Below are 14,595 nucleotides of genomic sequence, written 5' to 3'. Positions count from 1 at the left end.
AATCCCCCGAGCCTATCCTCCCCAGCCGGTGACCCGAATCAACAACCAGATGCCGTAACCGCTGGCAATCAAGCCGATGGCGAGCAAGAGAACGTCCAATCCGCGCAGGACGCGGGGCGCAGGGCGCAAATCCAGCGCAATCGAGCGCACCCCCAGCAGAGAATGCACAACCACAAAAATCAGGAAAAAGCCCTCCATGAACGGCACAATGGGGTAGTTCTGGTAATACGCCACCACCTCGGCATGGCTGAGCAATCCATTGGGCGCCCAGTAATGGTTCACCAGAAAATGCAGAATGAGAATGAGCAGAATCAACACCCCACTGAAGATTTTCAGCGTCCAGAGCAGGGCGCCTTCGCCGGGTTTAGGGGCAGAAAGGGGAGCGTTTTGCATGGAGACCTCCTCAATGGATGCTGAGCATGCGAATGGCGAAGAAAAGCGAGCCTGCCGCCGTCAACAGCACCACAGCGATTAACAGGGCGCGCTGATAGCGTACTGCCACGCCAAAACTGGTCAGGGCAATGCGGATGCCGTTCAAACCGTGATACAAACCGGCAATGATCACCAGCAGTTCGCCAAAGAGGATGAGCGGCTGTTTGGCAGTAGCGATAAAGGCGTCAAAGGCTTCCGGGCCCTGCGCCAGTTTGCCCAGCATAACCAGATGCAGGTACAGGTAAATGGTGAGTCCAATGGCACTGATGCGGTTGATGATAAAGCCCCAACCGCCCACCTGCCTGCCGCGCGGGTCAAACCAGTCCAGCACACCGCGAGAATGCAGTTTTTTCGGTTCGTTCATGGGCAAATCCTCCCAGATTAGCGTTGGCCCAACAGGGCTTTGATGCGCTGTGCCACCACCTGACGGCGCAGATCCATGATGCGCCAGCCGGGCTGGACATTTGAGGGACACACCGCGGTACACTCATAGGCGCTGTGGCAGCGCCATACCCCTTCGGCACAGTCCACCACCGAAAGCAGATCGGGATTGCGGGCAATGCTCTGCAGTTGTGCGCCCGCCAGCGCCGCCGGGCCCAGATACGCCGGGTCGGTACCTGCTACCGGACAGGCGCTCACGCACAAACCGCACTCGATGCAGTCGGCAAGGCGCAAAAATTCGCCTTCCTCTTCCGGTTGAGGCACCTGGCGGGGCGGACGAATGCCATCGCCCTCCAGCGGCGCCGCATCCAGTGGATGCACCGCCTGTGCGTGCACGACATCCATCGCCTGATAGAGACGGCTCATGTCCACCGCCAGGTCGCTGACCACGGGGAAGTTGCGCAATGGCTCCACGCGCACTGTACCACCGTTGCGGGTCACCTCACGGATGGGAGTAATGCAGGTCAGGCGTTCCACCCCGTTGACGCGCATGCCGCAGGCGCCACAGGTAGAATGGTGGCAGGCATGGGCAAACACCAGCGAACGATCATGGAATGCCCAGATGCGCTCAACCGCATCCAGGACATATTCATTCGGGCTAACTTCAAGGGTAAAGGTATCGTACCGCACCGGTTGTTCATCCTTCTTGCGGAATACGATAAAGGTCACCGTCCATTTTTCATCACTCATGGTGCGCTCCACGATCTCACAGATAAAACTTGCGGTAAGAAAGCAAAGGCGTCTCTGCCGTTCGGCAGGGGACATCCATGCCAAACTTGCGGCAGATGACATCCACGGTTTTTTCTGCCATCAGACGCAAGGTGGTGGCTTTCCCGCCGGTGATCGTCACCAGCCCGTCAATGCCGTCGGTCTCGGCATGGTCATAGGCTTTGAAGGTGCGCGAGATGCTCCGCCCGGGGGCAGTTCCGCCAATCAGCGGGCGGGTTGCCATGTAAGCGCCGCGCTCGCGGGTCTGGCGCAACGCGGGGATGAGTGCTGAACCACGTTCCATCATCAGCGCCACGTGATCCTCGTAAACGGGCACATAATCGGGGTCTTCGATGGTAAAAGAGGTAGTGCCCACCACCATCATGCGCCGCTGAGGCAGGACGATATCGCCGTCGCCGGGTTCATTCAGCAGGTTAATGGCGCGCTGGGTCAGACGCCTGTCATACGCCACCATCACTCCGGGAGTAGGAGCAATGGGCACCTGAATGCCCGCCATGGCAGTAATTTGCCCCACCCAGGCGCCGGTGGCATTGACCACCACCTCGGCGAGCAGATCAAAACGCCGGTCGGCAGCGCGATTCCAGGCTTTCACCCCGCAGACATTGCCGCGTCCATCGCGAAGCAAATCTACCACATCTGTGTAAAGGTAGAACTGCGCACCACCCGCTTTTGCCGAGGCGGCAAACGCCAGCGCAAGGCGCAGAGGGTCAAACGTGGCATCGGGCACGGTAAACGCGGTCAGCAACCGCGGGTTGAGGTTCGGTTCCAGACGCAGGGCTTCCTGCGGGGTCAACTCACGGATGGGGATTCCACAGGCGGCACAGCCTTCAATGAATTTATCCCGATATGCCAGGTCCTCTTCCTGCACGGCGACAAACAGCCCCCCGTTGGGTTCGATGGCATCGGGGACAATGCGCCGCAGAATGATGTTTTCCTGAATGCACTCAATGGCAGATTCCTGATCGTTGACGGCATAACGGGCACCAGAATGGAGCAAGCCATGGGTGCGCCCGGATGTGCCGTTAGCGATGGGACCGCGCTCTACCACGCTGACCCGGAATCCGCGCTGTGCCAGATCATAGGCAATGGCAACGCCAGTAAATCCCGCGCCGATGACAATGGCATGCGGTTTGGTCATACACCTTCTCCTGTGAGGGTAGTCTTACTGCCTAATTGTACTCTTTTTCACAAACTTTCCGCGCAAAATCACCCTTCCACCCAGCCAAAGGTGCGCTCCACGGCTTTCTTCCATCCGGCGTAGAGTTTTTCCCGCTGTTCGGGGCTCATCTGGGGATGCCATTCGGTATCTTTGCCCCAGTTAGCGCGCAGTTCATCAAAGGTCTGCCAGAAGCCCACCGCCAGCCCGGCGGCATACGCCGCTCCCAGAGAGGTGGTCTCTGCCACTTTGGGACGAATGACCGGTACACCCAGAATATCTGCCTGGAACTGCATGAGCAACTGGTTGTAAACCATGCCGCCATCCACCTTGAGAGCGGTGAGGGTGATGCCCGAATCGCGATTCATGGCATCCAGCACCTCACGAGTCTGGTAAGCAGTGGCTTCCAGCGCGGCGCGGGCAATGTGTCCGCGGTTGATATAGCGGGTCAACCCGACGATGACGCCGCGGGCGTCACTGCGCCAGTAGGGTGCAAACAAACCGGAAAATGCCGGGACGAAGTAAATGCCGCCATTATCCTCCACAGTGCGCGCCAGCCCTTCGATATCGCGGGAGTTTTCGATTATCTTCAGGTTATCGCGAAGCCACTGCACCAGCGCGCCGGTGATGGCAATCGAGCCTTCCAGCGCATACACCGCAGGGGTATTGCCAATTTTGTACCCCAGCGTGGTCAGCAAGCCACTTCGACTGGGCACCGGTGTGGTGCCGGTATTGAGCAACATGAAGCAACCGGTGCCATAGGTGTTCTTGGCTTCACCGGGGTCGTAACAGGCTTGCCCAAACAGCGCCGCCTGCTGATCGCCCAGATCGCCCGCAACCGGCACGCCATCCAGCGCACCGCGGGCGTAGCCATACACCTCGGAGGAGGAACGGATCTGAGGCAGGATGGCGCGGGGGATACCCAGCAGATTGAGCAGTTCATCGTCCCAGTCAAGCGTTTCCAGGTTCATCAACAGGGTGCGCGAGGCATTGGTCACATCGGTTACATGCACCCCGCCGGTCAGATTCCAGATGATCCAGGTATCCATGGTTCCGAAGAGAATCTCGCCGCGTTCGGCGCGCTCACGGACCCCGGGGACATTATCCAGAATCCAGCGAATTTTGGGACCGGAGAAGTAGGTTGCCAGCGGGAGCCCGGTTTTGGGACGCAGGCGGTCCTGTCCGCCCTGTGCCGCCAGATCATTACAGATTTTATCGGTGCGGGTGTCCTGCCAGACAATGGCGTTATATACGGGTTTGCCAGTGGCTTTTTCCCACAGCAGGGTAGTCTCGCGCTGGTTGGTGATGCCCACAGCGGCAATCTCTCTGGGGGAAATCCCGCTCTTGCGCAGAGCGCCTTCAATAACCTCCTGAGTGCGCTCCCAGATTTCCAGCGGGTTATGCTCCACCCAGCCGGGTTTGGGATAAATCTGCTCATGTTCTTTCTGATCCATCGCCACCACCTGCCCGTAATAATCGAAAATCATGAAACGGGTGCTGGTGGTACCCTGATCCAGTGCCGCGGCGTATTTTGCCATATTCATGCCTCCCAAGATGAGATGCAAATTTCTGAGGGGTGATTCCTGCATTCATTTTACAATCAATTGCCGGAGCAGATGGGAAGAAAAAACGATCTTCCAGAAGTTTAAGGCAACTCGACACCGGGAAGATATTCACACACCATCCTGCCTGTGGACAGCCGAAGATCGCCCTGCTTACTGCCTCCATAATGAGAAGTTTTTGGGGAAGGGTGTGTATTGTAGAAAAAGAAAGCAACCCCCTGCCGGGGGTTGCTTTTCGGATACCCACATTCTTTAGCGAAAAGCGGCAAAGTTTAGATGAAAATGATCTGCGCGCCTTCGGTCATATCCATAAAATCGCCCGCAGTGACGATATCAATCACGCCGTCAATAAAGTCTTCCTTCTTCAAGCCCATCATGTCCACCGACATCTTGCAGGCGTACAGTTTGGCACCGGCATCCACCAGCATTTCCAGATACTCGCGCACCGTGGGCACACCCATTTCTTTCATTTTGTCTTTCATCAGTTTGGTGGCGAAGGCGGTCATGCCGGGCAAAACACCCACCAGATTGGGGATGCCCAGATAGCCGGGTACGCCCATCATGTTCATCTTCATGCTGGTATTGGCGACCGGCGGGATCTCCAGATGATCCACGCGATGCTTGTTAATCAAATCCATGCCCCAGAAGGTGAAGAAGATGGTGACATCAATGCCGTTGCCGAGCGCCGCCCAGCCCATCACCAGCGCAGGGTAAGCCATATCCAGGTTGCCTTTTGAGCAGATAAATGCGATTTTGCGAGTTTCTTCAGCCATTGCCGTTCCTCCGAAAGAATTATTGATGAATTGAAAAAATATGGGGATGGGGTCACCCCCGACGCCCATCCCCCCGAATCAACTAGACACAACCTTCCGGCTTGCCCAGCCCCGAAATACGCGCCACTTTCTTGGCAGGTCCCTTGGGGAACAGCGCAAACAGTTCTTTGGTGGACAGTCCGGTGCCGGTGGTAATCTGCCGCAGGGTAGGTGCTTTGCCACTGCTCATCCCCGCCTGACGGCAGAAATCAATCACCTTCCAGTGCTGTTCGGTGAGTTCTTCAATGCCCTCTTCTTTAGCCAGTTCCACGGCAATTTCTTTGGTCCATTCAGCCGGGTTGGTCATGAAGCCTTCGTCGTTGACCTGAACGGTCTTGCCTGCAATCGTGCGAGTTGCCATATCAAATCCTCCTTATGTTTTTCCAAAGCATGCGGTATCAGCGCCGCATTTTTCCTAATTAACTTTTTGCTTTCCAACCATGCTCATCTGAGCAGGCAGGAAGGGGATGGGCAATCCCTTCATCAGGATGTTCCAGTACATCCAGCGGAAGCCCAGTTTGCCCCAGTGGTTAATGACCGACTCCTTGAGCAGAGAGAAAGGTCCAACAAACGGCAGGGGATACGTACCGGGGAGCGGCTCGGTGTTGTAGTTGAAATCAAGTAACATGCCTTTGCCGAAGCCGGTCTCCACAAAGCAGTTGGCATGTCCGTCAAAGAGCGGCTCCAGCGGTTTGCCCTGAACGTAACGCGGGAAGTTCTCCGCCAGGGTATCGACCTCATAGTGAGCCGTAGCGCCGGCTTTCGAGGCAGGAACGTTGGTGGCATCGCCCAGGACAAAGATGTTGTCATAGCCTTCGGCAAGCAGGGTATGCTTATCGGTGGGCACATAGTTGAGTTCATCGCCTAAACCCGAGCGTCCGATGACTTCAGCACCTTTGTTGAGCGGGATGCTCACCAGCAGGTCGTACTCCACCTCGCGCTCGTCGTACGAGACAATCTTCTTCGCATCGGGGTTGACTTCCATAATCATAAATTCCGGTTCCACCCGGATACGGCGTTTTTCCAGTGTATCCCCCAATAGACGAGAGGCGATAGGTTTCGTGAATGCGCCGGGCAGAGGGGTAGCATAGATGAGTTCCACGCGGTCGCGGATGCCGCGCTGCGTGAAGTACCAGTCGGCAAGGAAGAGGAATTCCAGCGGTGCCACCGGGCATTTGATGGGGTTTTCCACCACATTGACCACCAGACGCCCACCCTTCCAGTTGCGCAGGGCATCGGCAAGGGCAACGGCACTATCCAGCGAGTAAAAAGTGTGGATGGATTTGCCCCATTCATGCTCCGCCAGTCCGGGGGTTTCCTCAGGATAAATATCCGTGCCGGTGGCAATGATCAGGTAGTCGTAGGAAAGTGTTTCGCCATTCGCCAGGCGCACCCTGTTCTGAGTGGGAAGAATTTCTTCCACTGCCGTTTGAATCAGTTTGCCGCCCCGCGGAATGAACGCCTGTTTGGGTTTAAACGCATCTTCTTTCTTATAAATCCCAAAGGGGATGAAGAGAAAACCGGGCTGATAGTAATGCACCGGATTGGGATCCACCAGGGTAATTTCCCATTCGCTGGTGTTGAGGACGCGGCTTAATCGGTTTGCCGCCATCGTCCCGGCTGTGCCGGCGCCCAGGATAACGAGTTTCTTCATAGGTTTACTCCCGTACCAAAATAAGATTACTCCGTTTCGGAGGGTTCAATTGTTTCGGCAAGCGCCGCCTGATTCTTCAATTTGCTGGTTAACACCGCGCGCAGCAGATCCAGCGCCTGAATGACACGCGAATCGGCGAGCATGTTAACCACCGACTGCCCATCCCGCTGGGAAATCACCAGCCCGCGTTCGCGCAGGACGTTCAAATGGCGCGATGCCGCCGACTGGGTAATGCCCAGTTCCTCTGCCAGCGCGCTGACGTTGCTGGGCTTCTCATTCAGGGCATACAGGATGAGAATACGCACCGGATCCGCCAGCGCCGAGCAAATATCGGCGTGCAGGGCAGTAATTTCTTGCGAAAGAGAGGAGGATATCATTTCAGCCTTACCATGTATGCAGATATACGCATAAATTCAACCATGCAAAATTCTAACCCAAAACAGGGATAAAAACAATAGTGATAAATGTCACAAAATTAGGCGGGATTCAACCGATGAGAATCTTTGCGCGTATAATGAGAGCGTATGACGGACGGTATTCTCATTCGCCCTGTTCAAACGGGAGATCTTCCCCGGTTAGAACGTCTCTTTCCGCAGGGCGGCGCCGACAAACACGCCCGCCGTCTTCTGCGTCAGCAAAACGGTACCGCCGTCTACCTTATCGCATTTCTTGAGGAGATGCCAGTGGGACACGTGCTGTTAAAATGGGACGGCGCACAGGATGAAGCCGTGGTGTCGCACCGCACAGTTCCCTGCCCCGACCTGGAAGATCTGTTTGTGCGAGAAGGGTTCCGTCAGCGCGGCATCGGCACAGGGTTATTGAGGTACGCCGAGCAGATGGCACAACGGCGCGGCTTTCCTTACATCGGGCTGGCGGTAGGGTTGAAAAATGCCTCAGCACGACGCCTGTATGAACGTCTGGGGTACCGGCACGCCGGTATTGAACCGTACACCATTCGAGGAATAGACTTCGACGAACAGGGACAAATGCACACCCGGGAAGAGACGTGTGTGTATCTCATCAAGAGGATATGATTGAAAAAAATGAAAGGGCTTCTTTTGGTCTTGGACAAACCTGAAAGATTTTTCCTGCTACTTGCTACCCTTTATGGCGTGGTATTTTCCGTATTTATCCCTTACGGCGCAGGGTTTGACGAGGAGCAACACGTTATCCGAATTTATGATTTGTCTCAGGCAAACTGGATACCCAAACCAGATGATCCTAACCGGGGAACTTTATTTACCCTACATGATTTCTTCAAGTATTCATATCAACGTCGCTTTTTTCAAAGCCCTTCTTTTGATCTCTTGCTTGGAAGAGGAATGCGGTGGTCCATAAACACTTCAGATTTATCAGAAGTAAAACCGCGTTCTTTTTACTCCCCCTTTAACTACATCCCGCAAGCATTAACTTCTTATTTATTCTGGCGAAAATATGATTTTCCCGTCGTACCGGTTGCCATCCTGTGCCGGATCGCAGGGCTGTTAATGTATATTGGGCTTTCGTTCCTTGCCATTCGACTGCTGCCCGTGGGAAAGTGGATTCTGGTGGCGCTGGCACTGGCGCCTTCCGCTTTGTTTCAGGCGTCAACCCTCAATGCAGATGGCTTTACCAATGGGATAAGTTTTTTCTTCACAGCCATCGTCCTGAATATTGCCCTGGAACAGGCTCCAGCCATTTCCCGCCCGAAAATGTTCCTGCTCATCCTGGCTATTCTGCTGGTGGGCACTGCCAAACCGGGAATGTTTGTGCTCTTCCCCCTTCTTCTTCTCCTGCCTTTCCGGCGTTTTCCGGGACGAGGGTGGGGAATCGCCACAGGAATTGCCGTTCTGGTGGCAATCGCTTTTGCAGTACAGTATAATGCACTGGCTGTTCAAGCCTCAACCTTTGCCGGTTCGGATGAAGGCAGTCTTAGCCAGCAGATCGAACGTATCCTTGCACATCCCTGGGATTTTCTCTATACCCTTACCTGGGGGAATTTACGCGCTCTCGGGAATTACTTTGCCGAATGGGTAGCAGTATATGGCCACTGGGTGGGCGTGGTGCCTGCACCTGTCTATATCCTCTTTGCCACTGCGCTGGTGCTTGCCCTTGGCACAGAATTGCCCCCCATCAGTCTTACCCCTCTCCAACGTCTGATTCTGGGAGCCACTTTTCTTATCTCTTCGGGAACTTTTGCGCTTTTATATACGATCAACAACTATGTACCGGGAAGTCTGGCAGGGTTTGGACATCAGGGACGCTATTACATTCCAACCGCCCCCCTGCTCTGGCTGGCTCTGAGCGGTCTGGTATCTTTTCGAGGTGCGTTGCTGAAAAAGTTCCCCGTCCTTTTTCCAACAGTTATGGCACTTACCCTGGCGCTATATACACTGGGACTGTATGCCACCTACTACACCTACTGCGGAACCTCCTGGTACACCTTTCAGGGGTGTGTCCAGCCCGTTTATAAAAATATCGAGTGGACACAAACCCCGGGATTGCCCCTCTCGTCCTCTATTGTGCGCCAGGAATTCCCCAACCGCTGTGGCTCCATCGAACAAATAAAGGTGTATGTTCGCTCAAAACCGGATACCTCAGACACCACCCTCGACTTTATCTTAAGGGATTCCAGCAACCAGATTCTCGCTGAGGATCACCTCCCGGTAAACATGCTGCCGTCTGAAGCGTTCTTTACATGGAATCTCCCTGAAGAGGCAGAGAAAACACCTGCCACTGCCCTCGAGATCAGTGTGTCCGGGAATGGACAGGTCGAACTTGCCCTAAACGGTGGAGATTATTTCCGCGAGGCGCACCTTTTTGTAAATGAACAGGAAATCTCAGACGACCTGGTGTTCCAGTATATCTGCACGCCCTTCTGGAAACAAATCATTCAGAACGTGACCCGGTAAAAAACACATAACTTATCCACGCCAGTGTGCCAAAAAAGGCAATATATGCCAGTGTGAGAATGTGGGTGGAAAACGCGGTAGTAATCGCCATTTGCCTGTCCACCTGCACCAGCAGAAGCGCGGCAGTCCAACCGGCTTCCTGCGAGCCAAAACTGCCCACGGCATTCACGGGCAAAGCACTGGCAATCGCCGCAAAGGTTACCGCTGTGGCAGTCTGGAAAAACGATACCGGAACATCCATTCCCAGTAACAGCAGATGAAACATGCTGTAATTGGCAACCCATTCGAGCAGCGCCAGTCCCATCCATTGGGCAAACTGCACCGGACGATAGGCTTGAAAATACAGGAAAAACTTTTCCAAACCGCCAGTGAGGCGTGCACCGATCTTTCCTTGTGGAAAGGTTTTTGTCCTTAACTTCCGAAAAAATGGCGGGGCGTAGTGAGAAAGTGCCATGAGAACTCCCAACCCTGCACCCAACACCCCCACAAAAGCCAGCGCTTCATCCATCTGCACACCCGATTGGGGTGTACGCAGAGAAAGGGCTACCGCCAGGTAAAGCACGCCGATTGCCATCAAATCCATCAGGCGGATGACCACCAGCGCCGATAATCCCTGTGCTGTTGAAGTGCTTTTTTCCTGCTTCAGCAGGTACACATAACTGAACTCGCCCAGTTTGAACGGCAGAATCTGGGTTGCCAGCGAAGTCGCCAGCGAAAGGCGGAGGGTGCGTCCGTAAGGCAAAACGAGATCCGTGCTGATTCGGTTCAAGCGCACTGCCCGCAAACAGGCTTTCAGAAAATACACCATACCACCTGCCAGAAAATACCCCCAATGCACCCCCACAATTTGATCACGCAATTCCCTCAAATCTATCTGACGAAGAAGAAAAAATAAGAGCAACACCCCCAGCAGGAAAAAGCCAAGGTTTTTTACGCTCAACACTCGAGGTAGGGAAGGGAAAAGCGAATGCTGGCTCACCCCCAGCGCTCCCGGCGCAGTGCACTGATTTGATCGCACAACAAGCCAAAGAAAAAGGATTGGATGCCCAGCAGGATAATCAGCGTGCCAAACACCGGAAAACCCAGATGCACGGTAAAGGCTTTATAAAATCCGTAAATCAGCCCCACAAGGATAAGAAACGTACCCATCCAGCCAAAAAACTGCAACGGCTTGAACAGGATTACAATGTGCAGGATGATTTGCAGAGTGCGCAATCCATCCCGCAACTGCCGAACCGTGCTTTTGCCCATGCGTGGCTGGGCAATAATCGGAATCGTCCCGCCAAAATGTTCGTTCTCAATCATCAGTAAAGTAGTGAGGGTTGAAGCGCCAAACCGCTTGGGAAGCAGAGGAAGATAGCGCAAGAGCACTTCCCGCTTGAAACCACGCAGTCCGGAATTAAAATCTGGAACAGATTTCCCCACAGCAAAACGGACAACCAGACGTAACAGCCACTTTCCCACAATTCGCTCCGGGTCTTGATAAGACCCGCTGGCACGCACGCCTATACAGTAATCCAGCCCCTCGCTGATCAACTTCTGCGCCAGCGCAACCAGGTCCTGTGGGCGATGCTGTCCGTCAGCATCGTACCAGATAACAAAAGGTCTTTGCGCTACCCTGGCACCACTACGGATGGCAGTGCCATACCCGCGGTTGGCAAGATGTTCAATTAAACGCACTGTGGGGAATTGCCGCACAATCTGGCTGGTTTCATCAGACGATCCATCGTTAATGACGATAATCTCTGCGCCTTGCAATTCTGGCTGTTCCAGCAAACCCCGTAACACCCCGGCGATGCTCAACGTTTCGTTATACGCCGGGATGAGAATACTCAATGATTCCCCTAAAGAGGTCTGAGAAAGGGAATTTTCCTGCTCTGTGTTTGCCGTCATGCCCCGATTATACACCTGCCCCCTGTCCATCACTGCAATGAGTACAGGATAAACCGCAGGCTGGGGTGCACCAGCCTGCGGCAATCATAAAAATCTGCCTGTGCTTAAAGTTGGAAACTTTCGCCGGGCTTGAGTACATGCACTCTGGCGGAGGTGGCTTTTTCCACCCGTTCTGCCCAGGCATGCGCATCCTGCTGGATCATCTCAAAAGTATTGTAGTGGATGGGGATCACATGTTTGGGGCGCAGAAGTTCCACTGCCCGCAGGGCATCATCGGGACCCATGGTGAAATTGTCGCCAATGGGGAGCGCCGCCAGGTCCAAGCCTTCGTCGCCAATGAGTTTCATATCGCCAAACAAGCCGGTGTCCTGCGCCAGGTACACCTTCTCGCCGGTAGTTGTGATCAACAGAAAGCCTGCCGGATTGCCGCCATACGAGCCATCGGGGAGCGCCGAGCCGTGAATGGCAAAGGTCAGTTTGAGATACCCAAAGGGATAGCGATAGCCGCCGCCAAGGTGCTGTCCGTGGGTTTTCAACCCTTTGCGCCCCAACCAGGTGGCAATTTCAAAATTGCTGATAACCAGCGCGCCGGTGCGTCTGGCAATTGCCTCGGTATCGCCAATGTGATCGCCGTGCCCATGGCTGACCAGAATGAAATCGGCGCGCACATCGCCGGGCTTGACGGTTGCCGCCGGGTTGCCGCTGAAGAAGGGATCCACCAGAATACGGTAGCCGCCGGTTTCCAGCCCGATGGTGGCATGCCCGTACCATGTAAGAGTAATAGCCATACGAATCCTCCTCTGGACAAAATTCATCCGTTTTTTTCATTATACAACAGAGCCACTGCAGGAGGATCTTTGCGCTGGCACAAATTCAAACCAGATAAATATGGGTATATTGATTTTAATACTCAAAGTACAGAGGAGGATTCCACCATGCGACGCCCACTTTTCATTTCGTTGGTTGTGTTTTTTGCGCTGGGACTTACCGCCTGCGCAGCGAAAAGCACTCCCACTACTGCACCCGAAAATGCTTCCGCCCCGCCGCCCGCCCTGTACAGCACTGAACTGGCACGGCAAGCCTTTCAGAAAGGAGGATGCGGCGCCTGTCACGTCATACCAGGAGTAGAAGGCGCGACTGGCACAATTGGACCAGACCTGACCAACATTGCCCGGAAGGTTCAGGAACGGCTGGAGCGGGGAGAGTACAAAGGAAAAGCCACAGGCGTTGCCGAATTTCTGAAGGAGTCGCTTCGTCAGCCAGACGCCTTTATCGCACCCGACTGCAACGGGACACCCTGTCAGAAAGGGTTGATGCCCGCCACCCTCAACGATCTGTACACTGATGCCGAGATCGAATCGATGATAAATTTCATGATGAACCCGCCTAAGGAGGAAACCGGAATAGAGGACAAACGCACCCCAACTGCCGAGGTTGCAGCCTCAGCAGGTACCGCTCCCGCCCTGAGCGACGAAGAATTTGCCTGGGCAAAGCAGGTTTATTTTGAGCGCTGTGCGGGTTGTCACGGCACCTTGCGCAAAGGCGCTACCGGACCGGCATTAACCCCCGATAAAACTCAACCCAAAGGCACACTGGCGCTGGCGGCGATCATCTTCAACGGTACGCCCCGCGGAATGCCCGACTGGGGCAAACAGGGCTTCATGACTCAGGAACAGACCGAATTGATGGCAAAATTCCTGCAGAACGAACCGCCTGCCCCACCAGAGATGGCGCTGGAACAGATGAAAGCCTCGTGGAAACTGCTTGTCCCACCCGAAAAACGCCCCACCAGCCCCCAAACGAAACGGGATTGGGAAAACTACTTCGTCGTCACCCTGCGCGATGCCGGACAGGTGGCTGTGATTGACGGTGACACCTACGAAGTGGTCAGCACAGTGGGTACGGGGTATGCCGTACACATTACCCGCATGTCTGCCAGCGGGCGCTATGCTTACGTCATCGGGCGCGACGGAAAACTTGCCATGGTGGACCTGTGGACCGAAACCCCCACCAAAGTTGCCGAGGTGCAGGTATGTTACGATGCTCGCTCGGTGGAAGTGAGTAAGTACAACGGAGAACTGGGCAACTTCTCGGACAAATACGCTGTGGTAGGGTGCTACTGGCCTCCACACTTCGTCATTCTGGACGGGCAAACCCTGGAACCCTTCAAAGTGGTCAGCACCCGCAGTTACACCTTCGACACGGAAGAATACCACCCTGAGCCGCGGGTTGCCAGCATTGTGGCTTCCACCTATAAACCCGAATGGATTATCAACGTGAAGGAAACCGGGCTGATCTGGCTGGTCAATTACACCGATCCCAACAATCCCACCATCAAGATGATTGAAGCAGCGCGCTTCCTGCATGACGGAGGATGGGACGCTTCGAAACGATACTTCCTGGTAGCGGCTAATCAGTCCAATAAAATCGCTGTAGTGGATGCGCTGGAAGGAAAACTGGTAGCGCTGGTGGACACCCCGGCTGTCCCACATCCCGGACGTGGCGCCAACTGGACAGACCCTGAGTTCGGACCGGTCTGGAGCACATCCCACCTGGGTGAAGGCGCCATCGTATCCATTGGCACCGATCCCCAGGGACATCCCGATTCAGCGTGGAAAGCCGTGAGGGTCACCCCACTGCCGGGGGCAGGCAGTCTGTTCATCAAAACCCACCCCAACAGTCAGTGGATCTGGGTAGATATGGCGCTGAACTCCGACCCGACGCTAGCGCGCACGGTGTGTGTGGTGGCAAAGAGCGACCCTACCAGGGTACATAAGTGTTGGGAAATTGCCACTTATGGACGCGCCGTTCACATGGAATACAACAAACAGGGCACAGAGGTATGGATCAGCGTGTGGGGTGACGCCTCCAAGCCCGGCGAAACCGGAGAAATCGTGGTATACGATGATGCTACCCTGCAAGAAAAGGCACGCATTCCTAATCTGATTACCCCCACCGGTAAATTCAACGTTTACAACACTGTAAACGATATCTACTGATCTTTTCTCCCCTGTGACTTTTGCTC

The 14,595-nt window shown here is 54.7% G+C and carries 15 protein-coding genes; 3 read left to right on the top strand and 12 right to left on the bottom strand.

What is annotated here, in order from left to right:
- Positions 1 to 12: 12 nt before the first annotated feature.
- The 9 genes from LHF31_RS03725 to LHF31_RS03685 all read right to left on the bottom strand — a co-directional run bounded on the left by LHF31_RS03725 (position 13) and on the right by LHF31_RS03685 (position 7,163).
- Positions 13 to 393 (bottom strand): hypothetical protein, encoded by a 381-nt coding sequence (locus LHF31_RS03725; RefSeq protein ID WP_298003622.1) that lies wholly within the window; start codon positions 391 to 393, stop codon positions 13 to 15.
- Positions 394 to 403: 10 nt separating this feature from the next.
- Positions 404 to 796: a hypothetical protein gene (locus LHF31_RS03720; protein WP_303773589.1), complete on the bottom strand. Its 393-nt coding sequence runs from the start codon at positions 794 to 796 to the stop codon at positions 404 to 406.
- A gap of 17 nt (positions 797 to 813) precedes the next feature.
- Positions 814 to 1,563 carry a succinate dehydrogenase/fumarate reductase iron-sulfur subunit gene (locus LHF31_RS03715; protein ID WP_298010338.1) on the bottom strand — a complete coding sequence of 250 codons (750 nt, stop codon included), beginning with the start codon at positions 1,561 to 1,563 and terminating at the stop codon, positions 814 to 816.
- Between the two features lie 16 nt (positions 1,564 to 1,579).
- Positions 1,580 to 2,740, bottom strand: coding sequence for an FAD-dependent oxidoreductase (locus LHF31_RS03710; RefSeq protein ID WP_298010336.1), 1,161 nt, complete (start codon positions 2,738 to 2,740; stop codon positions 1,580 to 1,582).
- Between the two features lie 68 nt (positions 2,741 to 2,808).
- Complete coding sequence (glpK, locus tag LHF31_RS03705; RefSeq protein ID WP_298010333.1) at positions 2,809 to 4,296, bottom strand: glycerol kinase GlpK; 1,488 nt, start codon at positions 4,294 to 4,296, stop codon at positions 2,809 to 2,811.
- A 296-nt stretch (positions 4,297 to 4,592) separates the two neighbouring features.
- Positions 4,593 to 5,093: a DsrE/DsrF/DrsH-like family protein gene (locus LHF31_RS03700; RefSeq protein ID WP_298010330.1), complete on the bottom strand. Its 501-nt coding sequence runs from the start codon at positions 5,091 to 5,093 to the stop codon at positions 4,593 to 4,595.
- An 82-nt stretch (positions 5,094 to 5,175) separates the two neighbouring features.
- Positions 5,176 to 5,493: a TusE/DsrC/DsvC family sulfur relay protein gene (locus LHF31_RS03695; RefSeq protein ID WP_298010327.1), complete on the bottom strand. Its 318-nt coding sequence runs from the start codon at positions 5,491 to 5,493 to the stop codon at positions 5,176 to 5,178.
- Positions 5,494 to 5,547: 54 nt separating this feature from the next.
- Positions 5,548 to 6,786, bottom strand: a complete 1,239-nt coding sequence (locus LHF31_RS03690) for an NAD(P)/FAD-dependent oxidoreductase (protein WP_298010324.1) — start codon at positions 6,784 to 6,786, stop codon at positions 5,548 to 5,550.
- A 26-nt stretch (positions 6,787 to 6,812) separates the two neighbouring features.
- Positions 6,813 to 7,163 carry a helix-turn-helix transcriptional regulator gene (locus tag LHF31_RS03685; RefSeq protein WP_298010321.1) on the bottom strand — a complete coding sequence of 117 codons (351 nt, stop codon included), beginning with the start codon at positions 7,161 to 7,163 and terminating at the stop codon, positions 6,813 to 6,815.
- A 147-nt stretch (positions 7,164 to 7,310) separates the two neighbouring features.
- On the opposite strand from LHF31_RS03685, the gene LHF31_RS03680 reads away from it, so the two are divergent.
- Positions 7,311 to 7,820: a GNAT family N-acetyltransferase gene (locus tag LHF31_RS03680; protein WP_303773587.1), complete on the top strand. Its 510-nt coding sequence runs from the start codon at positions 7,311 to 7,313 to the stop codon at positions 7,818 to 7,820.
- Positions 7,821 to 7,829: 9 nt separating this feature from the next.
- Complete coding sequence (locus LHF31_RS03675; protein WP_298010380.1) at positions 7,830 to 9,677, top strand: DUF2142 domain-containing protein; 1,848 nt, start codon at positions 7,830 to 7,832, stop codon at positions 9,675 to 9,677.
- Here LHF31_RS03675 and LHF31_RS03670 read toward each other — a convergent pair.
- The 3 genes from LHF31_RS03670 to LHF31_RS03660 all read right to left on the bottom strand — a co-directional run bounded on the left by LHF31_RS03670 (position 9,655) and on the right by LHF31_RS03660 (position 12,358).
- Complete coding sequence (locus LHF31_RS03670) at positions 9,655 to 10,656, bottom strand: lysylphosphatidylglycerol synthase transmembrane domain-containing protein (protein ID WP_298010382.1); 1,002 nt, start codon at positions 10,654 to 10,656, stop codon at positions 9,655 to 9,657. The two genes, LHF31_RS03675 and LHF31_RS03670, sit on opposite strands and share 23 nt — an antisense overlap.
- On the bottom strand, positions 10,653 to 11,570 hold the full coding sequence (locus tag LHF31_RS03665) for a glycosyltransferase family 2 protein (protein ID WP_303773584.1): 918 nt from the start codon (positions 11,568 to 11,570) through the stop codon (positions 10,653 to 10,655). Before LHF31_RS03665 ends, LHF31_RS03670 begins: the two co-directional genes overlap by 4 nt.
- 104 nt (positions 11,571 to 11,674) lie before the next feature.
- Entirely contained in the window at positions 11,675 to 12,358 is a 684-nt protein-coding gene (locus LHF31_RS03660; RefSeq protein ID WP_298009767.1) for a metal-dependent hydrolase, read from the bottom strand.
- A gap of 147 nt (positions 12,359 to 12,505) precedes the next feature.
- Here LHF31_RS03660 and LHF31_RS03655 point away from each other — a divergent pair, with 147 nt between their 5' ends.
- Positions 12,506 to 14,569, top strand: a complete 2,064-nt coding sequence (locus tag LHF31_RS03655; RefSeq protein WP_298009770.1) for a cytochrome D1 domain-containing protein — start codon at positions 12,506 to 12,508, stop codon at positions 14,567 to 14,569.
- Positions 14,570 to 14,595: the final 26 nt, after the last annotated feature.

Origin of the sequence: Anaerolinea thermophila, assembly GCF_020723905.1 — a bacterium.
Classification (GTDB): Bacteria; Chloroflexota; Anaerolineae; order Anaerolineales; family Anaerolineaceae; genus Anaerolinea; species Anaerolinea thermophila_A.
The sequence above is the reverse complement of the archived record's forward strand: the minus strand, read 5'-3'. Positions and strand labels throughout refer to the sequence as shown.

What these genes read in the sequence shown, in the direction of transcription:
- LHF31_RS03715 (WP_298010338.1), bottom strand. Translation starts at nt 1,563, where the DNA reads ATGAGTGATGAAAAATGGACGGTGACCTTTATCGTATTCCGCAAGAAG.
- LHF31_RS03710 (WP_298010336.1), bottom strand. Translation starts at nt 2,740, where the DNA reads ATGACCAAACCGCATGCCATTGTCATCGGCGCGGGATTTACTGGCGTT.
- LHF31_RS03675 (WP_298010380.1), top strand. Translation starts at nt 7,830, where the DNA reads ATGAAAGGGCTTCTTTTGGTCTTGGACAAACCTGAAAGATTTTTCCTG.
- LHF31_RS03665 (WP_303773584.1), bottom strand. Translation starts at nt 11,570, where the DNA reads ATGACGGCAAACACAGAGCAGGAAAATTCCCTTTCTCAGACCTCTTTA.
- LHF31_RS03725 (WP_298003622.1), bottom strand. Translation starts at nt 393, where the DNA reads ATGCAAAACGCTCCCCTTTCTGCCCCTAAACCCGGCGAAGGCGCCCTG.
- LHF31_RS03660 (WP_298009767.1), bottom strand. Translation starts at nt 12,358, where the DNA reads ATGGCTATTACTCTTACATGGTACGGGCATGCCACCATCGGGCTGGAA.
- glpK (WP_298010333.1), bottom strand. Translation starts at nt 4,296, where the DNA reads ATGGCAAAATACGCCGCGGCACTGGATCAGGGTACCACCAGCACCCGT.
- LHF31_RS03695 (WP_298010327.1), bottom strand. Translation starts at nt 5,493, where the DNA reads ATGGCAACTCGCACGATTGCAGGCAAGACCGTTCAGGTCAACGACGAA.
- LHF31_RS03685 (WP_298010321.1), bottom strand. Translation starts at nt 7,163, where the DNA reads ATGATATCCTCCTCTCTTTCGCAAGAAATTACTGCCCTGCACGCCGAT.
- LHF31_RS03680 (WP_303773587.1), top strand. Translation starts at nt 7,311, where the DNA reads ATGACGGACGGTATTCTCATTCGCCCTGTTCAAACGGGAGATCTTCCC.
- LHF31_RS03720 (WP_303773589.1), bottom strand. Translation starts at nt 796, where the DNA reads ATGAACGAACCGAAAAAACTGCATTCTCGCGGTGTGCTGGACTGGTTT.
- LHF31_RS03655 (WP_298009770.1), top strand. Translation starts at nt 12,506, where the DNA reads ATGCGACGCCCACTTTTCATTTCGTTGGTTGTGTTTTTTGCGCTGGGA.
- LHF31_RS03690 (WP_298010324.1), bottom strand. Translation starts at nt 6,786, where the DNA reads ATGAAGAAACTCGTTATCCTGGGCGCCGGCACAGCCGGGACGATGGCG.
- LHF31_RS03700 (WP_298010330.1), bottom strand. Translation starts at nt 5,093, where the DNA reads ATGGCTGAAGAAACTCGCAAAATCGCATTTATCTGCTCAAAAGGCAAC.